At 43.3% G+C, this 23,815-nt stretch carries 18 protein-coding genes; 13 read left to right on the plus strand and 5 right to left on the minus strand.

From position 1 onward, the window contains the following. Nucleotides 1-30 precede the first annotated feature (30 nt). From brnQ to ACSLP7_RS06370, 3 genes are all read left to right on the plus strand, one after another. Nucleotides 31-1,323 carry a branched-chain amino acid transport system II carrier protein gene (gene brnQ, locus ACSLP7_RS06360; protein WP_435578527.1) on the plus strand — a complete coding sequence of 431 codons (1,293 nt, stop codon included), beginning with the start codon at nucleotides 31-33 and terminating at the stop codon, nucleotides 1,321-1,323. 262 nt (nucleotides 1,324-1,585) lie between these two features. Further along, nucleotides 1,586-1,882, plus strand: a complete 297-nt coding sequence (locus tag ACSLP7_RS06365; RefSeq protein ID WP_272831251.1) for an isoamylase early set domain-containing protein — start codon at nucleotides 1,586-1,588, stop codon at nucleotides 1,880-1,882. A gap of 81 nt (nucleotides 1,883-1,963) precedes the next feature. Further along, nucleotides 1,964-2,425, plus strand: coding sequence for a nuclear transport factor 2 family protein (locus ACSLP7_RS06370; RefSeq protein ID WP_435578528.1), 462 nt, complete (start codon nucleotides 1,964-1,966; stop codon nucleotides 2,423-2,425). Nucleotides 2,426-2,683: 258 nt separating this feature from the next. On the opposite strand, the gene ACSLP7_RS06375 is transcribed toward ACSLP7_RS06370, so the two are convergent. Continuing rightward, nucleotides 2,684-3,976, minus strand: a complete 1,293-nt coding sequence (locus tag ACSLP7_RS06375) for an aminopeptidase P family protein (protein ID WP_435578529.1) — start codon at nucleotides 3,974-3,976, stop codon at nucleotides 2,684-2,686. A gap of 138 nt (nucleotides 3,977-4,114) precedes the next feature. Here ACSLP7_RS06375 and ACSLP7_RS06380 point away from each other — a divergent pair, with 138 nt between their 5' ends. The 4 genes from ACSLP7_RS06380 (at nucleotide 4,115) to ACSLP7_RS06395 (ending at nucleotide 10,499) form a co-directional block, all read left to right on the plus strand. Beyond that, the gene (locus ACSLP7_RS06380) at nucleotides 4,115-6,958 is read left to right on the plus strand and encodes a WD40/YVTN/BNR-like repeat-containing protein (protein ID WP_435578530.1); all 2,844 of its coding nucleotides are present in this window, start codon (nucleotides 4,115-4,117) and stop codon (nucleotides 6,956-6,958) included. 107 nt (nucleotides 6,959-7,065) lie between these two features. Next, on the plus strand, nucleotides 7,066-7,731 hold the full coding sequence (locus tag ACSLP7_RS06385) for a succinate dehydrogenase cytochrome b subunit (protein WP_435578531.1): 666 nt from the start codon (nucleotides 7,066-7,068) through the stop codon (nucleotides 7,729-7,731). An 11-nt stretch (nucleotides 7,732-7,742) separates the two neighbouring features. Next, a complete protein-coding gene (locus ACSLP7_RS06390) occupies nucleotides 7,743-9,746 on the plus strand; it encodes a fumarate reductase/succinate dehydrogenase flavoprotein subunit (RefSeq protein ID WP_435578532.1) in 2,004 nt (667 codons plus the stop codon). Between the two features lie 6 nt (nucleotides 9,747-9,752). Continuing rightward, nucleotides 9,753-10,499, plus strand: coding sequence for a succinate dehydrogenase/fumarate reductase iron-sulfur subunit (locus tag ACSLP7_RS06395; protein ID WP_435578533.1), 747 nt, complete (start codon nucleotides 9,753-9,755; stop codon nucleotides 10,497-10,499). A 2-nt stretch (nucleotides 10,500-10,501) separates the two neighbouring features. Here the strand turns inward: ACSLP7_RS06395 and ACSLP7_RS06400 are convergent, their stop codons facing one another. Further along, nucleotides 10,502-12,766, minus strand: a complete 2,265-nt coding sequence (locus ACSLP7_RS06400) for a response regulator (protein ID WP_435578534.1) — start codon at nucleotides 12,764-12,766, stop codon at nucleotides 10,502-10,504. Between the two features lie 104 nt (nucleotides 12,767-12,870). Between ACSLP7_RS06400 and ACSLP7_RS06405 the strand changes: the two genes are divergently transcribed. Genes ACSLP7_RS06405 through ACSLP7_RS06415 form a run of 3 tightly spaced genes read left to right on the plus strand, consistent with a single transcriptional unit; the run spans nucleotide 12,871 to nucleotide 15,305 of the window. After that, on the plus strand, nucleotides 12,871-14,028 hold the full coding sequence (locus tag ACSLP7_RS06405; RefSeq protein WP_435578535.1) for a methionine aminotransferase: 1,158 nt from the start codon (nucleotides 12,871-12,873) through the stop codon (nucleotides 14,026-14,028). Between the two features lie 22 nt (nucleotides 14,029-14,050). Further along, nucleotides 14,051-14,524 carry an ankyrin repeat domain-containing protein gene (locus ACSLP7_RS06410; RefSeq protein WP_435578536.1) on the plus strand — a complete coding sequence of 158 codons (474 nt, stop codon included), beginning with the start codon at nucleotides 14,051-14,053 and terminating at the stop codon, nucleotides 14,522-14,524. Beyond that, complete coding sequence (locus ACSLP7_RS06415) at nucleotides 14,517-15,305, plus strand: amidohydrolase (RefSeq protein WP_435578537.1); 789 nt, start codon at nucleotides 14,517-14,519, stop codon at nucleotides 15,303-15,305. Before ACSLP7_RS06410 ends, ACSLP7_RS06415 begins: the two co-directional genes overlap by 8 nt. On the opposite strand, the gene ACSLP7_RS06420 is transcribed toward ACSLP7_RS06415, so the two are convergent. Both ACSLP7_RS06420 and ACSLP7_RS06425 read right to left on the minus strand, forming a co-directional pair. Then, nucleotides 15,289-16,908 (minus strand): Ig-like domain-containing protein, encoded by a 1,620-nt coding sequence (locus ACSLP7_RS06420; protein WP_435578538.1) that lies wholly within the window; start codon nucleotides 16,906-16,908, stop codon nucleotides 15,289-15,291. The two genes, ACSLP7_RS06415 and ACSLP7_RS06420, sit on opposite strands and share 17 nt — an antisense overlap. Nucleotides 16,909-16,974: 66 nt before the next feature. Next, a complete protein-coding gene (locus tag ACSLP7_RS06425; RefSeq protein ID WP_435578539.1) occupies nucleotides 16,975-17,487 on the minus strand; it encodes a ComF family protein in 513 nt (170 codons plus the stop codon). A 253-nt stretch (nucleotides 17,488-17,740) separates the two neighbouring features. On the opposite strand from ACSLP7_RS06425, the gene ACSLP7_RS06430 reads away from it, so the two are divergent. The 3 genes from ACSLP7_RS06430 to ACSLP7_RS06440 all read left to right on the plus strand — a co-directional run bounded on the left by ACSLP7_RS06430 (nucleotide 17,741) and on the right by ACSLP7_RS06440 (nucleotide 23,397). Next, nucleotides 17,741-18,625 (plus strand): hypothetical protein, encoded by an 885-nt coding sequence (locus ACSLP7_RS06430; protein ID WP_435578540.1) that lies wholly within the window; start codon nucleotides 17,741-17,743, stop codon nucleotides 18,623-18,625. Between the two features lie 65 nt (nucleotides 18,626-18,690). After that, nucleotides 18,691-20,229 carry a glycine--tRNA ligase gene (locus ACSLP7_RS06435; RefSeq protein WP_435578541.1) on the plus strand — a complete coding sequence of 513 codons (1,539 nt, stop codon included), beginning with the start codon at nucleotides 18,691-18,693 and terminating at the stop codon, nucleotides 20,227-20,229. Nucleotides 20,230-20,454: 225 nt separating this feature from the next. Continuing rightward, a complete protein-coding gene (locus ACSLP7_RS06440; RefSeq protein WP_435578542.1) occupies nucleotides 20,455-23,397 on the plus strand; it encodes a GEVED domain-containing protein in 2,943 nt (980 codons plus the stop codon). Between the two features lie 34 nt (nucleotides 23,398-23,431). On the opposite strand, the gene ACSLP7_RS06445 is transcribed toward ACSLP7_RS06440, so the two are convergent. Continuing rightward, nucleotides 23,432-23,773 carry a hypothetical protein gene (locus ACSLP7_RS06445; RefSeq protein ID WP_435578543.1) on the minus strand — a complete coding sequence of 114 codons (342 nt, stop codon included), beginning with the start codon at nucleotides 23,771-23,773 and terminating at the stop codon, nucleotides 23,432-23,434. Between the last annotated feature and the right edge of the window lie 42 nt (nucleotides 23,774-23,815).

Raw genomic sequence — 23,815 nt, forward strand, 5'->3', positions numbered from 1 at the left:
ATGTGTATCTTGGGGTGCGCTAGCTAAACGATGAGCAAATCTAAAGAATTACTCCTTACCGCCTTTGCACTTTTCGCCCTCTTTTTTGGAGCGGGAAATTTACTGCTTCCACCACTTTTGGGATATAAGGCGGCAGACAATTGGCCAATTGTTGTGGCCGGATTTGCGATTACAGCAGTTATCATTCCTATAATCGGTATTTACGCTCATGCTAAGCTGCAGGGTACCATGTTTGACTTTGGGAAGAAGGTATCTCCGCTTTTCAGTTCTATATTTTGCATTGTGGTCTACGCAATATCAATTGCAATTCCCGCGCCTAGGACTGCGGCGGCCACTCATGAGATCGCCGTTTATCCTTTGTTGGAAACTCCTTCTTGGTTAACCAGTACCATATACTTTGCTTTAGTGTTGGTTTTTGTCTTGAACCGATCCAAGATCATGAGTATTATAGGTAAGTATTTGACTCCACTTATTGTGATCATGCTTTTGGCGGTTATTGGAATCGGAATGTTTGCTAGTGAAGCGATTGTGCATGAAGCCACAGACCTGTCACCTTTAACCACAGGAGTGCTAGAAGGTTATCAGACCTTTGATGCCATTGGTGCTGCAGTTGTTGGTGCGGTGATCATTATCTCTTTGAACCTTCGCGGGCATACTGATTATCACTACAAAAAAGAACTCATCTGGAAGGCTGGGCTCATTGCGGGCCTTGGCCTCTTGATCATGTACGCGGGACTTATTGCCTCCGGAGCTTACTATGGGAACGATATCCTTGGAGCTGAGGGAATGAGCAGCACCATGCAACGCGCTACGCTTTTGCGCGGAATTATTCAAGGTACCTTAGGGACTCAGGCCAATACTTTGCTGAGTTTGCTTTTAGCTTTGGCCTGTTTTACAACCGCAGTTGGAATCATTGCTGGGGCCGCTGATTACTTTAAAGGGGTCTTTAATAATTCCAATCAAGTTTATAAACTCACCGCTGTTATTGGTTGTGTGCTTGGAGTGGTAATTGGCCAATTGGATTTTCATTCCATCATAGTAGTGGCGATTCCAGTGCTGGCTTTTATCTATCCGCTAACCATTGTTTTGATTCTGCTCAATGCCCTTCCAGACCGATGGGCCTCTGCTAGAGTTTTTAAGGCAGTTGCTATTGTAACCTTTTTGTTTAGCCTTCCGGATGTGATCTCCGGAATTTGGGGGTCTGATCTTTTGGGGAATTCACTTTCTTGGTTGCCACTAACTGAGTTTAGTTTAGGTTGGGTTTTGCCTGCATTACTCACCTTTATTTTGGCCAACTTTTTATTCAAGACAGCGGCGAATTGACGTCCATCTGCTTAAATCAATACTTTCTTAACATTTTGGTGATTTTTCGAAATCGTTGTAGTAGTTAATCCGTTAAAAATCAGCCTTTAAATTGGGCTTTAAAAGCTGCGGATATCACATTTTTCCTCGCTCAAAATTTCAAATATTCACTTAAGGTGCGCCTAAAATTGGGAATCTGATAATTCTTTGGAATTACCCTTAGTTTTCATTTGGAACATAGTTGTCCTTGGCTACATTTACCTCGTTAGTAAAAACACTGATTATGGCTATTACAAAGCAATTTTTAAAGACGAAGCCGGTATGTAAAGTAACCTTTACCGTACCTGCGGAAGAGGCCAACGAAGTAAAAGTAGTTGGTTCCTTCAACGAGTGGGATCAAAAAGCCACTCCGCTAAAGAAACTAAAGAACGGAACCTTTAAAGGAACTGTGAATCTAGATAAAGGTGCCTCATACGAGTTTCGTTATTGGATCGATGGCGCATACGCCAACGACGAACAAGCAGATGCATACCAGTGGAACGACTTTGCAGGTGCAGACAACTGTGTCTTGAACCTCTAAGGTCTGGTAGTATTTAGTTCAGATGGCCCATCCGATTAGGATGGGCTTTTTTTGTACCTTTTAGTTTTTAAACTCAAGGTCATGAAAAAACTACTCTTTCTTTTCGCATTTTGCTTTTGCTCCATTACTTACGCTCAAGATTATAAGAAAGATCTGGATGCAGTTATTGCAGCTTCTGAAGGGTATATTGACATTTTTTATAAAGGTGACACGGCCTTGGCTTATACCTATATTGACAAGAGTTTGCGCAAGGTTGGATGGAGATACAACCCTGATTCAAAAAATTATTCAAACAACCGTGAACTGCCTTTTGACGCGGTAATTGACCTCTCCAAGCGTTTAAAGGAAAGACCTATTCCGCAAGACGCCCAAGCAACACGAGCTGTCGAGGTTTTAGAAGTAAATGACAAAATTGCCATCACTAAGGTAACTGCAGCTTGGGGGATAGATTATCTCAATCTAGTCAAAAAGGACGGCAAATGGAAGATCATCAATATTATTTGGCAATCGGCACCGCAGTGGACGTACAGGCCAGAGGATTAATTGAAGACAATACGTTATTACGGCTATTTAAATAGTGAGCCGAAATTCGCCCAGATTTATAAATCTGAGTTGCTGACCGTTTGAAAAACCTCAAACAATTGGTAATTTATTGTGGGGAGGGGTTTGGACCCCTAAGGACAAAATCCACTTTTTATTTCAATTCCGATTATTGAAAGAAATAGAAAATTGACCCCGAATCCAGGGGCCTTATAAAAATATGCCCAACTCCATGATAAAAGAGAGAAGCGTGAAGAGAAATTAAGAATTCATAATCTCCTCGATCTCCTCAACTTCAATTGGAATATTGCCCATCAGATTATGCGGAGCGCCGCTTTCTTGGACAACAACATCGTCTTCCAAACGTACGCCAAAACCTTCTTCCGGAATATAGATTCCCGGCTCCACAGTAAAGACCATATTTGCAGTCATAGGCTCCCAAAGGATTCCATAATCATGCGTATCTAAACCAATGTGATGTGAGGTTCCGTGCATAAAATACTTTTTGTAGGCAGGCCAGTTCGGATCTTCGTTTTGCACAGCGGCCTTGTCAATAAGCCCTAAGCCTAAAAGTTCTGAGGTCATGAGTTTACCAACCTCGACGTGATACTCTTTCCAGAGCGTTCCTGGTACAAGCATAGCCGTTGCCTCATCCTTAACTCTATTCACAGCATTATAAACCGCTTTTTGACGGTCTGTAAAACGTCCACTTACAGGTATGGTTCTGGTCATATCGCTGCTGTAATTGGCGTATTCTGCACCTACATCCATTAAGATCAGATCGCCGTCCTTACATTGTTGATTGTTCTCAATATAGTGCAACACATTGGCGTTATTTCCACTGGCAATAATAGGGGTATATGCAAATCCTTTGGATCGGTTTCTGAGGAACTCGTGCATATATTCCGCCTCGATCTCATATTCCCAAACTCCAGGTTTTACAAAATCCAATACACGCCGGAATCCTTTTTCAGTGATATTGCATGCAGTTTGCATCAAGTCCAATTCAATCTGATGTTTTACCGAACGTAAGCGTTGTAAAATAGGGTTAGCCTTAGCCCAGCTGTGCGCCGGGAATTGTGCTTTAGTCTTGGCAATGAATCTGTCTTCGCGCGTCTGTGTTTCCACAGCCTGACGATAATGCTCGTTGGTGTTGAAGTAGATCATTTCTGCCTGAGTCATCAGTTCAAAGAAGATCTTGTCAAAGTCTTGTAACCAATAAACGGTCTTCACGCCTGAAGTTTCAAATGCCTTTTCCTTGGTCAGTTTCTCGCCCTCCCAAATAGCAATATACTCATTGGTCTCACGCAAGAACAAAACCTCCCGGTGCTTTTCTTCTACCGCATCCGGAAACAACAACAAAATGCTTTCTTCCTGATCCACTCCGCTTAAAAACAAGATGTCTCTGTGCTGATTGAAAGGCATGGTGCTGTCCGCACTCACAGGATAGATGTCGTTACTATTGAACACCGCAATGCTTTTAGGCTTCATGGCCTCCATAAAGTTCTTACGGTTATAGATGTATAAGCTGTTGTCTATTGGATGGTATTTCATGATCTTCAAATTGAGCCTTAAAAGTAGCAAAAACTCACCGTTTAAAAGGCTTAGGATTGATGTTAAACTTCATTAAAAATTTTTGCCTTGGAGGGCCTAAGTCGTACTTTAACGCAGTTAAACCAACCATTGATTAAAATGCGACACTACCTTCTCGCGCTGGGAATGCTCAGTTTTAGTTTTCTAAACGCGCAAACTCCAGCTACTTCTGCGTCTCAAGTAGAAGCCGGTATCCAAGCCAAAGCTCAACTTACAGAATCATCAATTGTCAAAAATTTACCCTTTACCAACATTGGCCCGACGGTCATGAGTGGGCGCGTGGTAGACTTAGCCGTTAACCCAGATAATCCCACAGAATTCTACGTAGGTTATGCTAGTGGTGGTGTTTGGTACACCAATAATAATGGAATTTCCTTTACTCCAGTGCTTGACAGCAGTCCTACTCAAAACGTGGGAGATATTGCGGTAGACTGGAAAAACGGTACTCTTTGGGTAGGAACTGGAGAGGTCAATGCCTCTCGCTCTTCTTATGCTGGTATTGGTTTGCTCCGATCTGATGATATGGGGGAAACTTGGACTAATGTAGGTTTGAAAGATTCGCATCACATCAGTAGAATTTTGATCAACCCAAACAACCCAGATGAGGTTGTGGTTGGTGTAGCTGGTCACTTGTACTCTACCAATGCGGAGCGCGGTGTTTTCAAAACCATGAATGGTGGGAAGACTTGGAACAAGGTGCTTTTTGTCAATGACCAGACGGGGATTATTGACGTAGCGGTTGATCCAAATAACTTCAACAATATGTACGCTTCTTCTTGGGATAAAGACCGCAAGGCTTGGAATTTTAGAGGAAGTGGAGACGGAAGTGCAATTTATAAATCCACGGACGCTGGAAATACTTGGACCAAAGTAAGTGTTCCGAACAGCGGTTTCCCTACGGGAGAAGGCGTGGGTAGAATTGGTTTATCTGTAGTGGATGGAAACACGGTTTACGCCATACACGATAACCAAGCACGGAGACCAGACACTGGTGGTAGACGTGCTCGTGCGGGTTTGACCAAAAACGATTTTAAAGGGATGCAAAAAGCGGTTTTCCTTCAGCTTGATGACAGTAAGCTCAATGGGTTCCTTAGAGAGAATCGCTTTCCGCAGCAGTATCAAGCAAGCAATGTAAAGCAGATGGTTCGCGCTGGAAGCTTAGAGCCTAAAGACCTCGCTTTGTATTTAGAAGATGCCAACAGTCTTTTATTTGATACACCAGTAATTGGTGCTGAGGTCTATAAAAGTACTAATGGCGGAAAGACTTGGAAAAAGACGCACGATGGGTATTTAGAGGACTTATATTATTCCTATGGATATTACTTCGGAATGATTCATGCAGATCCGAGCAATTCAGATAATATATACATCTACGGCGTGCCAATCTTAAATTCAAAGGACGGCGGAAAGACTTTTAAATCTATTGTAGGGGACAATGTACACTCAGATCACCACGCGCTTTGGATCAATCCAAATATGCCGGGGCACTTGATCAACGGTAACGACGGAGGTGTGAACATTACCTATGATGACGGTAAAACTTGGATGAAGAACAACACGCCTTCTGTGGGACAGTTCTATGCAATTCAAGTGGATAATGAAACACCGTACAACGTTTATGGAGGTCTGCAGGACAATGGAGTTTGGAAAGGATCCAGCAATAATACAGAGTCCACACGTTGGCATTCTAGCGGCGACTACGGTTATGAGATGATCATGGGTGGTGATGGGATGCAAATCCAGGTAGACAATCGCAATACGGATATAGTTTACACCGGATTCCAGTTTGGAAATTACTTTAGACTCAATCTAGGAACGGGAGATCAAAAGCGTCTTTCGGTTAGACACAAATTGGGTGAGCGTCCGTATCGATTCAACTGGCAAACGCCAATTTTACTGTCTCCGCACAATCAAGACATTTTGTATTTAGGTGGAAACAAACTGATGCGTTCCATGAATCAAGGTGACGATTTTGAGGCCATTTCTGGTGACTTGACCACTGGCGGAAAGAAAGGAAATGTCGCTTACGGAACCTTGACCACAATTAGCGAGTCTACCTTCCAATTTGGGATGATCTATACCGGCAGTGATGATGGACTCATCCATTTGACCCGTGACGGTGGCGCTTCTTGGTCTAACATTTCTTCAGGATTACCGAACGATCTTTGGGTTTCTCGTGTAGAGGCGTCCAAGCATAAAAAGGCTCGCGTTTACGCTTCATTGAACGGATACCGATGGGACGATTTCACGGCTTACGTGTATATGAGTGATGATTTTGGAGCGACTTGGAAGAACATCAGCAGCAATTTGCCTGCATCTGCAGTAAATGTGATCAAAGAAGATCCAACGAACATGAACGTGTTGTACGTAGGTACAGACAACGGAGCCTATGTTTCTATGGATCGTGGAGAAAGCTGGCATCCCTTTAGCGAAGGCTTGCCAAACGTGGCGGTGCATGATCTGATCATTCACCCAGAAGCTTCTGAACTTATCTTGGGAACACACGGTCGTTCTATTTATAAAGCCGACATTTCAATGCTTCAAGCGATGAATGCCGATGTGATGAATAGTGTTGTTGTAAAGGCGATGGAGCCTGTGAATCATTCCAGAAGATGGGGTGCTTCCTTTGGGCAGTGGTATGATGCCTTTGAGCCAGAGGTGTCTTTAGAGTTCTACAGCCCGGCTTCTGGTAAAGCTACAGTAACCATTACCAATGCCAGCGGTGTTGAGGTTCAAAGCATGCAATTGGACGCCGACAAAGGCTTCAACGCGGTTGCTTATGATCTGGCAATGAGCAGCAAAGCGCAAAAGGCAATGAGCAAAGACAAATCCGCAGGAATCTATCCAGGACAAAATGGAAAATACTATCTACCAAAAGGCGATTACAAAGTGACTGTAGCTGTCGGGGGAAGCTCCGCCAGTTCGGGCTTAAGCATCAAATAGATAGCGTATTTATAATAAATCTAAATAACAAGGGAATCAAACTTTAATTCTTGGGTTTGATTCCCTTGTGTCGTAAATTTGTACCACTAAAAAGTAATCGCAATCCTATGGGAATTTTATCCTCTTCAATTGCCCGTAAAGTCGCTATGGCGCTTTCGGGATTGTTTCTTGTAGTTTTCTTGACCCAACACTGTGTGATCAATTTGACCTCAGTACTCGATCCAGATACCTTTAACAGCTGGTCTCATTTCATGGGAACCAACGGTTTGGTGCAGTTTGCTTTGCAGCCAGTTTTGATCTTTGGGGTAGTTTTTCACTTTGTGATGGGATTTGCTCTCGAGCTGAAAAACAGAAGTGCAAGAGCGCATAAATACGCCATGTATAAGGGCAGTGCCAATGCCTCATGGGCTTCTAGAAATATGATCATTTCTGGAATTGTAGTTTTGGCTTTCTTAGGGCTTCACTTTTACGATTTCTGGGTTCCAGAAATTGTACACAAGTACATTGAAACGCATCCGGAGGATCCAACACGTTACTACGCAGAAACAGTTCACAAGTTTGAAAGTCCAGTTCGTGTAGGACTGTATGTTCTAGCTTTTGGTTTGTTAGCAGTGCACCTTTGGCATGGATTTTCTTCCAGTTTCCAATCGGTTGGATTCAACAACAAATACTCCAAAGCGCTTAAAGGCTTTACCAAAGCTTTCGCTGTTGTGATCCCATTGTTGTTTGCTGTGATTGCGCTTTACCACCACTTTAATCAAATTCCACATTAATACTATCGCATATGTCAGTTCTAAATTCAAATGCACCTGCAGGACCACTAGCCGATAAGTGGACGAAACATAAAAACGACATTGACCTAGTAAACCCAGCCAACAAGCGTAATATTGACGTAATTGTTGTGGGTACTGGTTTGGCCGGAGGATCTGCCGCCGCAACCTTGGCAGAACTTGGTTACAATGTCAAGACCTTCTGCTATCAAGATTCACCAAGACGCGCGCACTCAATTGCAGCGCAAGGAGGGATCAATGCAGCAAAGAATTATCAAGGTGATGGTGACTCTACCTACCGCCTTTTTTACGATACCATCAAAGGAGGAGATTACCGCTCTCGAGAGTCTAACGTTTACCGTTTGGCAGAGGTTTCTAGTAACATCATTGACCAATGTGTTGCTCAGGGAGTTCCATTTGCACGAGAGTATGGTGGCCTTCTAGACAACCGCTCTTTTGGAGGGGTATTGGTATCGAGAACCTTTTACGCTAAAGGACAAACTGGACAGCAGTTGTTGCTCGGAGCTTATTCAGCAATGAACCGCCAGATCAATCGTGGAAAGATCAAGGCGTTTAACCGTCACGAGATGCTAGACTTAGTTATCGTGGGCGGAAAGGCGCGTGGAATCATTGCTAGAAACTTAGTAACTGGTGAATTAGAGCGTCACTCTGCACACGCTGTTGTGATTGCCTCAGGAGGATATGGGAACGTATTTTACCTATCCACTAACGCAATGGGAAGTAACGTGACTGCTTCTTGGAAGATCCACAGACGCGGAGCTTATTTTGCAAACCCATGTTTTACGCAGATTCACCCAACTTGTATTCCTGTTTCTGGAGACCATCAGTCCAAATTGACCTTGATGTCAGAATCTTTGAGAAACGACGGACGTATCTGGGTGCCTGCTAAGAAAGAAGACGCTGAAGCTATTCGCGCAGGAAAGCTTAAGCCAACAGCATTAAAAGAAGAAGATCGCGATTACTACCTAGAGCGCAGATACCCTTCATTTGGTAACCTAGTACCTCGTGATGTTGCCTCGCGTGCAGCTAAGGAGCGTTGTGATGCTGGATTTGGAGTGAACAAAACAGGAGAGGCTGTTTATTTGGACTTTGCCGCGGCAATAGAGCGTTACGGAAAAGAGCAGGCAGCCATCCAAGGAAATCACAATCCGACCAAAGAAGAATGGCTTGCTCTTGGAGAAAAGGTAATTGAAACTAAATACGGAAACCTCTTCCAGATGTATGAAAAGATCGTGGATGAGAACCCGTATAAAACCCCAATGATGATCTATCCTGCGGTACACTATACCATGGGTGGAATTTGGGTTGATTATAATTTGCAAACCACAATTCCTGGTTGTTATGCCGCTGGAGAAGCTAACTTCTCAGATCACGGTGCCAACCGTTTAGGAGCTTCTGCTTTGATGCAAGGTTTGGCAGACGGTTACTTTGTGTTGCCGTATACTATTGGAGATTATCTAGCTGATGATATCCGTACTGGACCAATCAGCACAGAGACTCCTGAGTTTGAAGAAGCGGAGAACAATGTGAGAACAACCCTAGAGAAGTTGGTTAACAACAACGGAACCAAATCTGTGGATTACTTCCACAAACGTCTGGGGAAGATCATGTGGAACGAGGTAGGAATGTCTCGTAACGCTGAAGGGCTTAAAAAGGCCATGGCCGATATCAAAGCCCTACGCGAAGAGTTCTGGAAAGAAGTTCGCGTACCGGGAGAGATGGACAGCATGAATCCGGAGTTAGAAAAAGCCATGCGTGTTGCTGACTTTTTAGAACTTGGAGAGTTGTTCGCAAAAGACGCTTTAGATCGCAACGAATCTTGTGGAGGTCATTTTAGAGAGGAATATCAAACCGAAGAAGGTGAAGCACTCAGAGACGATGAAAATTATATGTACGTAGCAGCTTGGGAGTATAAAGGCGAACCTGCAGACGCAGTGCTGCACAAAGAGTCGCTTGACTACGATAATATAGAAGTAAAAACCAGAAGTTATAAATAAACCGTTATGAACTTAACACTTAAAATCTGGAGACAAAAAGATGCCCAGTCCAAGGGTTCTATGCAAACCTATTCCATTTCTGGAGTTGAAGGCGATATGTCTTTCTTGGAAATGCTGGACGTACTCAATACAGAACTTATAGAAAAAGGTGAAGAGCCTGTAGTATTTGATCACGACTGTCGTGAAGGTATCTGCGGATCTTGTTCACTAATGATCAACGGAGAGCCTCACGGGCCAGACCGCTTGGTGACTACTTGCCAGTTGCACATGCGTAAATTCAAGGACGGTGATACCATTGTTATTGAGCCGTTCCGCGCTAAAGCATTCCCAGTGATCAAAGACCTTATGGTAGATCGCTCTGCTTTTGATCGCATTCAGCACGCTGGAGGATATATTTCTGTAAACACCTCAGGAAACACTATTGACGCTAACGCTATTCCAGTTGAGAAGGCAGATGCGGACGCTTCCTTTATGGCTGCGGCTTGTATTGGTTGTGGAGCTTGTGTGGCGGCGTGTAAGAACGCCAGTGCCATGCTCTTTACTTCTGCTAAGGTGAGTCAGTTTGCACTTCTACCTCAAGGGAAAGTAGAGGCAACACGCCGTGTTTTAAACATGGTGGAGCAAATGGACAAGGAAGGTTTTGGTAACTGTACCAATACTGGGGCTTGCGAGGTAGAATGTCCTAAAGGAATTTCTTTAGAGAACATTGCCCGCATGAACCGTGAATACCTTGCTGCAAGCGTTAAAGGATAAACTTACATAGCGCGCAAATGCTGGTTGTCTGAACCAGGATTCTGAATGCGCTGTAAAAAGATATTTTTGAGGATGGTCTGTTTGAACTTGGTGATGTCATAAGGCTTCACGATGATATCATTCATACCGGCCTCAAAGATTGTAAATCGCACCTCTTCAATTTCCACAGCGGTTAAGGCCAAAATAGGAATGTTCTTATTGAACAGTCGAATCTCTTTAGTAGCCTGAATCCCATCTTTTACTGGCATATTGATGTCCATTAGAATCAAATCAAAAGTATGGGTCTTTGCTAGGTCTACGGCTTGTTGTCCGTTTTCTGCGATCATACAATTTACTTGATGCTTTTCTAAGATCTTTTGGGTAACCTTTTGGTTGATTCGATTGTCTTCTACTACCAAAATAGACTTCCCGATCAGGTTCTTGGTGTCGATCATTGCGGTAGACTGCTCCTCTGGAGCTTCATTAACCACTTCAAAGCCTAAGGAGAAACTAAAGGTTGATCCTTTGCCAGCCTCACTCTCTAAACTAATTGTCGCATTGGATTTGTCCAGAAGCTTTTTTACAATTGGTAGCCCCAATCCTGTGCCTTGATAATTGTAATTGTCTTCTTGTCCTATCTGCAAGAATTCATCAAAGATGTCGGCTTGTTTGTCTTTGGCGATACCGAGTCCTGTATCAATAACACTGAAGCGCACTTTCACTGCTTCACCAGAAAGAGACTCTTTAATGACCTTAACTGTAATGGTACCATTCTCTGTGAATTTACAAGCGTTACTGATCAAGTTCATCAGCACTTGAGCTACTTGCATGGCATTTCCGCGCACTGTAGTAGGGAGTTCGTGATCTACTTCCAAACGGAAGGTGTTCTTGTTTTGAATCAATAAATACTCAAACGAACCCGAAATAGTTGTGATGAGCTCACGAAGTTTAAAGACTGAGTGATCGTCTTCATCTTGACTTTTTGAGTCGAGTTTGTTGATCTGAAGTACATCGTTGATTAGCGCCAATAGATAATCTGCTGAGAATTTAAGCAAGCTCAAATCTTTTTTGTGTTTGCTCAAAGTCTTGTCTTCCATTAAAAGCGTACTCAGTCCAATCACCCCATAAAGTGGCGTGCGCAGCTCATGACTTACCGTGGAGAAGAACTTGGTCTTGGCCTTGCTCATGCGCTCGGATTCTTCCTTGGCTTTCTTGTACTCGCGGTTTTTGATCTTTAATTCCTGAACGAGCTTCTTTCTATTGCGATACGCCAAATAAAGTAAGATCATAGACAGTAAGAAGAACACGGAAAGCGTTAGCAGATAATTGTTCCAACGGCTTTTATCTTTCAAGTTCTGGGTTTGCAGATCTTTTTCTTTTTGAGCCGCAGCCATGTCTCGTTTATACTCGTCTACCTGGAATTTTGCCACCATCATTTCAGTTTCGGTGGAAGCAATATCATTCAAATTTTGTCTGAGGTAGTTGGTATACTGCTCTTGCATTTCAAAAGCTTCCTTGTACTTTTCTTGAGCAAAGAGACTTTCGCTATACCCAAAGTAAGCAGATTCTAATTCTATAGGAAGATCGGCGGCTGTGGCGTCTTCTATGACCTTTTTATAGTAGATATCAGCGCTTTCATAATCTTCTTTGACCAAATAATAGCTTGCAGTTAATCCGTCGAGCCCAATACCGAAAGATTCATGGTCGTGATGTTTATGAAGTGCTTTTGATTTAACAATGTGTAAATAAGCTGCTTGATACTTTTGTAGATCCATCGCAGTTAATGCAGCATTGTAATGTGCTTTAGCCAAACGCAACGAATCTTTGATCAGCGTAAAACCATCTATGGCTTTTTTGTGAAAGTCCATAGCCAATTTGTAGTTGACATTTACGGTGGAATACATATTAGCCAAATCCATATACGAAAGCGCTACGGCCGTATCGTTCTTGGCCTCCATGGCATACTTTTGAGACTTGAGAAAGCTTTCTTTGGCGTTCACGGTATCGGTAATCACCAGATAATCGTAAGCCAGATTGCGATAAGCCAGGTGTAAAAGTTCAGGCTTTTTCAAGTAGTTCGCAGCTGACAATAGGGATATGTTGAGCTTTAAAGACTCCTTGTATTGTCCGTTAAAATAATAGAGATCAGAAGTATCAATCAACGCGCGAAACTCCCTTTCTGAAAGGTGTTTCTTTCCATCTGTCAAATTCTGAGCAGTGGCCTGAGTGAGGCTAAAAAGCAGAATAAAAGACGCGAAGTAGCGTAATACGGGGTACCACTTAAGCATAGGTTTTCGATAAATTTGGGCATATCAAATATAGTAAAAACATTGTAAAAACCTAACAGTCAGCCTTTTTTGAGGCCTCTTGGAATTGTTTTATCTTTATATTGATGAATTCCAAACTGCCCAATACCCCCGTCAGTATCTTTAGTGTAATGTCTGCTATGGCTCGTGAAAACAACGCGCTAAACCTGTCACAGGGCTTTCCGAACTTTGATATAGATCCAGAATTACACGAGTTGGTGAGTGATGCTATGCGGCGCGGAGACAACCAATATGCTCCAATGCCAGGACTGCTGAGGCTTCGGGAGCGAATTTCAGAAAAGGTATTTAATTCATCCGGTCGAACTTATGATCCAACCTCAGAGATCACCGTAACTGCTGGGGCAACACAAGCTATTTATACGGCAATAACGGCACTTGTTCATTCAGGAGATGAGGTGCTCATATTTGCACCGGCCTATGATTGTTATGAACCTGCTATAATTCTACAAGGAGCAAAGGCAGTCGCGGTACAGCTAGAGGCTCCCGAGTATCGGATCAATTGGGAGCAAGTTCAGCAACATATCACTTCCAAAACACGAATGATCGTGGTTAATACGCCCCACAATCCAAGTGGGACTTTGATGAGCGAATCAGACATGAAGCAATTGGAAAGAATAGCCTTAGCGCATAACCTTTGGGTACTTTCTGATGAGGTTTATGAACACATTGTCTTTGACGGACAAGCACATTACAGTGCTGCCGCATTTGAAGGCCTGGCCAACCGAAGTATTATTACAGCTTCGTTTGGGAAAACTTTTCACACTACGGGCTGGAAAATGGGCTATTGTCTGGCACCCAAAGCACTCATGGATGAATTCCGAAAAGTGCATCAGTATCTGGTTTTTAGTGTCAATCACCCCATGCAGCAAGCTTTAGCTACTTATCTAGAAGAGCCGTCCCGTTATACCAGCTTGGGAGCATTCTATCAAAAGAAGCGAGACCTTTTCCTTCAAGGCTTAGAAGGCACAGATTTTAAGGCCATTCCCAGTGGAGGTACTTATTTTCAAATGGTGGATTACAGCGAGGTCTCTAGGCAATACGATGTAGATTTTGCTCGTTTTTTAACGGAGGAGTACGGCCTTGCCGCGATTCCAACTTCCGTGTTCAATCTGGAAAAGAAAAACCACTTTATGCTGCGATTTTGCTTTGCCAAAACAGAAGAGACTTTGGAACAAGCCACAGAGATCATTCAAAAAATACAACCCCAGTTGGCCTCGCGTTAACTCACTAAACACATAAGACCACATGCAAGCCGAATTTATAAATGCCGTTAGGGAAGCCCGTTTGGAGGACATCAAGTCTTACTTGGACAAACAACCCAATTTACTCAATGGGAAAGACCAACGCGGGTCTACTGCCTTGCTTTTGGCCACCTATTACGGGCATGAGGCTGTGGTAGATTATTTACTCAGCTTGAATCCTGAGTTGGATGCGCAAGATCAAGCAGGGAATACCGCTTTGATGGGGGTTTGTTTTAAGGGTTATTATCCCATTGCAGAAAAACTCGTAGCTGCTGGTGCCAATGTGAATGTAACCAATTTTAATGGAGCCTCGGCATTGATCTATGCCAGTATGTTCAATAAACTTGACTTAGTGGCGCTGTTATTAAAACACAAAGCAGATACCACCCAAAAGGATGAACGTGGATTCACTGCTGCAGATCACGCAAAAAGTCAGGGCTATCAAGAAATCGTGACTCTAATTGCCTCTCATGAGTAAGAAAAGCCAATTGAATGTCGGAATCCTTCAGCAAGATCTTGTTTGGGAGGATCAACAGGCCAATCGGGAACAGTTTGAAACAGTTCTTGATGGCATAGCATCTCAATGTGATCTGGTTGTTTTGCCGGAGATGTTCACTACTGGTTTTAGTATGAATGCTGCGGATTTGTGGGAAGCTGTTGACGGGCCTACTACTCAATGGATGCAACAAATGGCTGCCAAATACAATTCGGCAATTACTGGAAGCATTATCATTAAGCAGGATGATCATTATTACAACCGACTGCTTTTTGTTTACCCTGATGGGCAGTATAAAACCTATGACAAACGCCACTGCTTCACTTTGGCAGGAGAGCATGAGGTATATAGAGCAGGAACCCAGCGTTTGCAGGTTGAATTACACGGTTGGCAGATCTGCCCGCTAATCTGTTATGACCTGCGTTTCCCAGTTTGGGCGCGCAATACTTCCAATTATGATTTACTACTTTATGTGGCTAATTGGCCCAAAACGCGCATCAAAGCTTGGGATACCTTGTTGCAAGCAAGGGCCATCGAGAATATGAGTTATTGTGTAGGAGTGAATCGGATTGGTGATGACGGCAACGGCTATCCCTATATAGGACACACTGCTGTTTATGATCCTTTAGGGGAACGAATATCTACGGCGGATTTTGAATCACCAATAGCGGAAATCGTCAGTTTAGATGCAGCTTATCAGGATAAGGTTCGGGACAAATTACGCTTTTTAAACGATCGGGATTCTTTTACTCTGGAAGTCTAAAGGTTACCTCTCGAACCCAATTGGAGTTCATTTCTTCAGCACCTTCGGTATAGAAAACGGGTTCTGCCTGAGTTTTATCTAAGAAATTACCTGGATCCCAGCGGCCATTGCCATTGAGATCATAAATGACCCGGATGTAGTATTCCCCAGGAGCAATATATTGGAATCTGACCGGCTTAGCCTCGGTGATGTAGTAGGAGTCATCGAGTTCTCCGTTCGATTTAACCAAATCAATAATGAGTGGATAGGACTTGGCGTTGGCTACATTAACGGTCAAGGTTCCAAAATCACTGTAATTCTGAGTGCCTACCCTAAAGCTCAAGGTGTCGTTCTTGTTTCCAAAATAATCCGTTAAAGCACCCGGAAGCATCTCGATATTGTAGGTTTGAGATTCTCCGTAATCGAAAGGAAATTCTACACGGTTGTACAAGCTGTCAATGGTGTAATCAAAAGGAATTTGCATGGAATCCTTGTTGGTGATCTTGATGCGCTCTGTCAAAACACTATCTATAGGCGTATCACTAACTAAAGCAAAGGTCTGATCAAAATCCACACGGCCAGACTTTTCAGCGCGGACATTTAAGGTGTCCATATTAAAATCACGCCAGCGCAGCACTAAGGTGTCTAAATAAGTTTGATTGTAAGCGTGGAATACCATACTGTCTGCTTTTATTTTTGGGCGTATCCACAAACGTAGACTGTCTCGTTCTCTGTCCTTGGTCTGTAAGGTCTCAAAACCAGTTGCAGGTTCAACCATTGAGATCTGTAAACTGTCTGCTTCGCCGCGATATCCAAACAAAACTTGTCCACCAGAAACCTGAACAGGTCGTTCTAAATTGTATTCCAAAACCTCCTTGAAAAGGGTCAGTTCATAAGTGGTGTCTGTTGGAACTTCAATATACTCTTCCAAATAACCGATCTTATCCTGACCAGGTTCAAAAGTGTAATTGAAGTTGGAATCCTTCATGGCGGTCAATAAATAGCGTCCCGCCTTTAGGTTCTCCAAAGAGAATCCTGAGGTACTGTCTGTGACGTTGGCGATATAATAAGGTTTTTCCAAAAAGACCACAGAGTCTGTGTAGGTAGAGTCTATTTGGTAGAGCATTACGGTCAACTCCTTTTCAGGCTCGCGCAAAAAAGCATCTTTGACTCGTCCGCTTACAGAAAGACTATCTATATAAGAACCCGTTGAAAAGACGTAGCGATAATAAGGATATTCGTTGTTCTCATTATTATCTGCGATACTCTTCCCAAAGTTGATCGCATAGGTCGTGTTGGGCTTGAGCGTATCGTTGATCTTGATCTTAATGAATTTGGCCGCGCCTAAAGGAGAAATGTCTGGCGGATTATCAAACGGAGGAGAGACAATCATTTGCCGCGAAGCATTGTTGAGTCTCACGTATTCATCAAAGTAGATACGAATCTCCTTGGCGTCAAAATTTACGCTGTAATTTTCAGGCACGGTACGCACCACTACAGGAGGGATGGTATCTCTCGGGCCACCTTCTGGACTTCCTTTCTTTGCGCATGAGGCAGGGCTTAAGGCCAACAGACCTGCACAAATCAGAATAAGAAAGGCTTTAAAGAAAGCGGGCATGTTCATAATTGGCAAATTAACAACTATCTGGCTTTTTACAGGGACAAAACAGCTACTTTTTTGGCATCCGTTTTATTCAGAGATAGCAATAGTAGCAAAACTCAGTTTTATATCCCCTGTGTTTAACAGCACTTTTGCACAGGCCTCTAGGGTGGCGCCAGTAGTAATAATATCATCCACTAGCAGAATGTGTGAGCCGTCGGCGAGTTCAAAGTTTTTATTGATCTCAAAGTGATGCGCTCTTTGAAATCGACTTTTACGTCCGAGTTTAACCAGAGACCGCTTGCCGTCTTTACGGATCAATGCCTCAAGAAATACGGGCACCTGAAGTTGTTTGCCCAAACTACGCGCAAAACGATCCACTTGATTGTAGCCGCGTTTGCTTTTTCTTATACTGCTGATTGGAACCGGAATGATAAGATCAAATTTTGGTGGGGATTGAATGGAATTTAGCGCTTCCGCCATCCGCAGTGCAAAAAAGGCTCCTAATTGTTGTTGACCTTTGTATTTCAATTGATGCAAGAGACGTTGGGTGAGGTTTGTTTGTTCAAAGCGCAATAAACTGAATGCACTTTCAAGTGACAATCGGCCATAAAATTGCCTGATAAAGGCATTTTCATTGATATTCAGGGGGAAGCAAAGAGGCAGTTCATTTAGGCAATTGACACACAACACCTGTGAACCATCAGGCAGTCTACGGTCACAACCGCAACACAGGTGCGGAAAAAACAGCTTTAACATTTTAGAAAGGATTATTCGCCAAAAAGAGGCGTTATATGGGAAGTGACTGCTACATTTGCATTCTCACAATCAATGAAATATAACAAATAATTATATCATGAGTACAGAAAACAGCACAACGAAATTTAAAGTGCTAATTGGTGTATTGGCCTTTTTACTGATCGCATTGGGTATCTACACGGTAAGCTTGTATAACAGCAGCCGAGAAACTACCAACAGTCTGACCGAGGACAAAGTAAAGATCGAGACAGAATTGGAATCACTCATCAAAGAGTACGACGTAGTGATCCAAGAGAACGATATTAAAGACAAAGACCTTTTGGCTGCCAAGCAGCGCATTGAGGTGCTTTTGGATTCGGTAAAGGATTCCGAAGCCAATATGGCCTTGATCCGTCGTTATCGTTCAGAGATTGGACGCCTTAAAAAGGAACGTCTGGAACTCTTTAAGCGTGCCGACAGCCTTATCGCGCTAAATCAAGTGCTTTTGACAGAAAGAGACAGTACCGCGACTATCCTATCACAGACGCTAAGAACCGTTGATTCCGTAGCTATTGAAAATCAAACTTTAGCGGAGACTGTTGCGAAAGGAGCAGAAGTAAAGGTTGCTGATCTGGCTGCTGAGGCTGTAATCGTTAGAAACAGCGGACGTATTGTCGACACGCGCAGAGCAAGTCGTGCGGACAAAGTACGCTCTTGTTTTACTTTAACAGAGAACGCTATTGCTAGCCCAGGAGATCGTTTGCTATTGGTTCAGGTGATCAACCCTAAGAACAACGTGTTAGGAGATAAAGCTGTAATGAACTTTGAAGACGACACTTCTTTAACCTACAGTGCCACTACTAAGGTGTTCTATGAGAATGAGGAGTTGGATGTCTGCGTAATGGTCAATGCTGCCGAGGAAGATTTGGTAAGCGGATTGTACACCATCAATGTTTTTGACGGTGCTAAGCAAGTAGCTTCAACTACCCTTACGCTCAAGTAAATAAGATCCATAAAAAAACAGAGCCACTGCGATGCTATCGTAGTGGCTTTTTTTATTTTTGCGCCATGGCACAAAACGACGATCAATTCAAGCGCGTTGTATCACACGCGAAAGAGTACGGTTATATCTTCGGATCCAGTGAGATCTATGACGGACTGAGCGCAGTCTATGACTACGCGCAAAACGGAGTCGAACTCAAAAAGAACATCCGGGAATACTGGTGGAAATCCATGGTGCAAATGCATCAGAACATAGTGGGGATCGATGCGGCAATTTTAATGCATCCAACCACATGGAAGGCTTCGGGTCACGTCGATGCCTTTAACGATCCGCTTATTGATAACAAAGATTCTAAGAAGCGTTATCGTGCCGATGTTTTGATTGAAGACTATTGTGAGAAACTCAATCAAAAAGCACAAAAAGAGATCACTAAAGCCCGAAAGCGCTTTGGAGATAGTTTTGATGAGCAACAATTTGTGGAGACCAATCCGCGAGTGATCAAATACAAGACCCAACAGAAAGAGATCTTGGAGCGTATGGCGCGTTCCTTGGATAATGAAGACTTGGCAGATGTCAAAGCTTTGATTGAAGAACTCGGTATTGCAGATCCTGTTTCTGGTTCTAAGAACTGGACGGACGTGAAGCAATTCAATTTGATGTTTGGAACTAAGTTGGGTGCCTCTGCAGAATCAGCAACAGATCTTTATTTGCGTCCAGAGACGGCTCAAGGGATCTTTGTGAATTTCTTGAACGTGCAGAAAACGGGTCGTATGAAGATTCCTTTTGGAATTGCTCAAACCGGAAAGGCCTTTAGAAACGAGATCGTTGCGCGTCAATTTATCTTTAGAATGCGTGAGTTTGAACAGATGGAGATGCAATTCTTTGTGCGCCCAGGAGAAGAACTCAAATGGTATGAGTACTGGAAGGAGACCCGCCTAAAATGGCACCTTTCCTTAGGAATGGGAGAAGAGAATTATCGTTTCCACGATCATGAAAAGCTCGCTCACTATGCCAATGCAGCAGCAGATATAGAATTCAACTTCCCGTTTGGTTTCAAAGAGTTGGAAGGAATTCACTCGAGAACAGACTTTGACCTTAAAGCTCACGAGCAACATTCAGGTAAGAAGTTGCAGTTCTTTGATCCGGAATTAGGAGAAAACTACGTGCCTTATGTGGTGGAGACTTCTATTGGATTGGATCGAATGTTCCTGGCCGTGCTTTCACACAGTTTGGAAGAAGAGCAATTAGAAGACGGCAATTCAAGAACAGTCCTAAAGTTACCAGCAGTCCTAGCTCCAGTTAAAGCCGCGGTACTTCCCTTAGTTAAAAAGGACGGTTTACCAGACTTGGCTAAGTCCATAATCCAAGACTTGCAGTGGGATTTCAACGTGCTTTACGATGAAAAAGACGCCGTTGGGCGCCGCTACCGCAGGCAAGATGCTTTGGGGACTCCTTTCTGTATTACAGTAGATCATCAATCCCTAGAAGATCAGACCGTAACCATCAGACATCGAGATTCTATGCAACAAGAACGTGTTGCGATCTCAGCAGTCTCAAAAATTATTGGTCAGGCTGTTGCTGTAAAGACCTGGTTGGATAAGTAATCCCTAGCTATTTAGTAGGCTATTTTTAACAACTTTACTTTCAAGCTCTTAGAGAGATGACTGCTTCAGAATTGATGTAGGCATTTGAATTAGAGTGCTGATTATCAAGATGATATTTGTCATTTTGAGCCGAAATTATTGGTCAAATTCGTTGCTGTTTTAGTGGAAAGCCCTTACATTAGATGACTTTTTAACTAATGTGCTGACTAAAAACTAAACTTTAACATGAAACTGAAAAATTATCTTTCAGTAGCGGTAATGCTGTTCGGAATCGCCTTGACCTTTGGTCAGGCCAACCCTACTGGCTGTAATACCGTTACAGCAGTAACTACGGTACCTTCTCTAGCAGCTCGTACCTCATTAATCCCTGCTGACACGAGTCCAAGAGAGGCTCAAGACGGACGTGTTCGGTCAAGCTGGATCAAATCCGTACCTGGAAAAGGCTTTGGGTACGACCCAAGTGCTCAATCTAAGAGTCCATATTCTGTAGCTGGTAAAATCCCATCGCGCGGAACAGGATTTTCTTTTACATCTGCTTTTACTTCTTCTTCACCAACGGATCCTGCTGGTGCTTTGAGCCCGGATTTCTATTTCGCGGTTTTTAACACTGGATTCCGAATTTTTGAGAAAGACGGAACACCACTTACAGGGCAACTTTCGCCAGATAACATCTTCCCAGCTTCAGGTTGTTGTGACTTGACTGTTTCTTGGGATAATGACGCCGAACGTTGGGTTGTTACCTTCTTGGGCGCAGGAGCTCAGGTTGCGGTATCTTCCGGAACAGATCCATTGACAAGTGAGTGGTATGTATACAATATCCCAACTATTACAGATTACCAAAAGCTATCTGTTTGGAGTGACGGTTACTATATGACAGACAACACCAACGGTGGTGGTGGTAACGACGACTTTGCTGTTTATGCACTGGAGCGTGAGGCCATGCTTAATGGTGATCCTGCGCAGATCTGTACCTTTGCTTTAGACGATAACGCTACCAACGGTTTCTACAGCCCTCAGGCCTTTAATATCTCTAACGGAGATTTCCCTGCAGCTGGTTCTATGCCGGTAGTTTTCTTGCAAGATGATGCTTTCGCTGGTGTTGACCCAGGGAACGATCACGTTAAGCTTTGGGAGATCGATATGAACTGGGCAGCTGCCACGAGTTCAACTATTTCTGCTCCGCAGGAAATCCCACTTGATCCATTTACATCTGTTTTTGATGGGGGATCTTTCTCTAACTTGCCTCAACCAGGAGGTGGCGCTGTGATCGATGCGATCCAGTCCACCATTATGAACCAAGCGCAGTTTAGAAAGTTTGGATCTCATAATTCTGCAGTATTTAACTTTGTAGAAGATGCAGATCCTACTGCTGGTAAGCTTGCTGCAATCCGTTGGGTAGAGCTAAGACAAACTGGAGATGGTGCTCCGTGGACACTTTACCAAGAAGGAACATACATTGCACCAGACGGGAAACACGCTTGGATGGGATCTATGATCATGGATAACGCAGGTAACATCGCCATGGGTTATATGGGTATGTCAGGACCAACGACACCTACTACGGTTCGTGTGAGTTCATTCTACACTGGACGCTTTGCTTCAGATGATTTAGGAGATATGACTGTTGCAGAAACTTTGATCGAGCCTGGTACAGGTAACCTTCCAAACTTACGTGCGGGAGACTACAGCAAGATCGACGTTGATCCACTAGACGATCAAACCTTCTACTTTGTTAATGAGCAAGTGATCTCAGGAGGTCGTGCAAATGTGGTTGGAGTTTTCAAATTAGCTGCAGACCTAGACAACGATACGGGTGTTATTGCCATTGTTCAACCTGAAAGTGGAACGCTTTCTACTACAGAAACAGTAGAGGTTATTGTACGTAACTTCGGATTGGTTGCTCAAACTGATGTACCAGTTACATTCAACGTAGACGGTGGGCCTGATGTGACAGAGATCATTCCTGGTCCTATCGCTCCAGCAACTAATGTAAACTATACCTTTACAGCTACTGCAGATCTTGGAACTGTTGGAACAACATATACCATCAACGCAAGCACTGCTCTTGTTGGTGATGAATTCCCAGACAACGATGGGGTATCTAAAGAGGTTACCTACCTAGAGCCAAATGATGTTGGTGTAACTGCATTGAACAGCCCAACTTCTGGATCAGGTCTAACTGCTACTGAAGATGTGACTGTGACTATAACCAACTTTGGTGGAGAGACACAAACTTCTATCCCAGTATCTTATTCGATTGATGGAAGTGCTCCAATTTCAGAGACTTGGACGGGTTCTATCGCCACGGGTGAATCAGACACTTACACCTTTACAGTTACTGCAGATCTATCTGCACTTGCTGTTTACGAATTCGTAGTAGGAACTTCTTTGGCTGGTGATGCTGACACGACTAATGATGCCATCACTGTTGAGGTTGAAAACACTGTTTGTCAACCAGAAAGTAACTGTGAAGGATTCAACGATGGTGTGACTATGCTTCAATTGGCAGATCAAGACCTTATGGTTGACTGTAGCTCTTCTGGATACACGGACAACACAGATATCGTATTTAACTTCGTGCTAGAAGACAACCCATATGATGGAGTTCTTCAAATGGGATGGCCAGATTCATCTTACGCAATGTGGATTGACTGGAACGATAACTTCGTTTTTGAGCCAACTGAAATCGTTGAGACTGGAAGCGTACCAAACGCAGATACTGACTTCCCATTCAATATTGATCTATCCGTATTCCCTGGTTTAAATACTGGTGAGCACTTGATGCGTGTTCGTGGAGAAGATACTGACCAAGCTGGTAACGTATTGGATCCTTGTGACGATCTTGCATTTGGTAGAACAAACGACTTTACTGCAAACGTAACTGGAGTATTGGGTGTAGATGAGCAAGGTATTGCTGATGCAGACTTGATCATCACTAGTACAGACCAAGAAGTATTTGAAATTACTTTGAGTAACCCTCAAATTACTAGCGACCTAAACATTCAGGTACACAACGTAATGGGTCAAAAGATTCTTTCTAATATGATTGCTAATCAAGGAGGAACTTTCACCTACACATTAGATATGTCTTACGTATCTTCAGGCGTTTACTTAGTTCGTGTTGGTAATGCCAACTACGGAAAAGTTAAGCGTATTATAGTTAAGTAATTAACTAACCAACCAACCCTAGAAGGCGGAATTTTTATTCCGCCTTTTTTTGTATCTCAGAAATACTGACTGGACCCGCCATATCACAGCGGTTCATACGTCTTAGGCGACTGAATTTTACCCAAACTTCCAATTGATCTACTTTGAATTCTTCCTTCAGGTCAATAGGGTCAAGGTATTCGTTTTCTAATTTGATCACCACAGGACAACCTGCTTCTTGAGGTTGTACAATTACAGTGGCGGCGGTAAATCCTGCTTCGGTCATCATTTGTGTTTTAGCGGCTTTGTCGGCCTCAGAAGTTGTAGCCTGCTGACTTGAATTACAAGAGGCAGATAGGCAAAAGGCTAAGGCAAAAAGCGCAAGTAATGGTTTCATATGCGGTGGTTTTCAAATGCAAAGTACAAAGAACGTACCGAA

Source organism: Gilvibacter sp. (assembly GCF_965601605.1).
Classification (GTDB): Bacteria; Bacteroidota; Bacteroidia; order Flavobacteriales; family Flavobacteriaceae; genus Gilvibacter.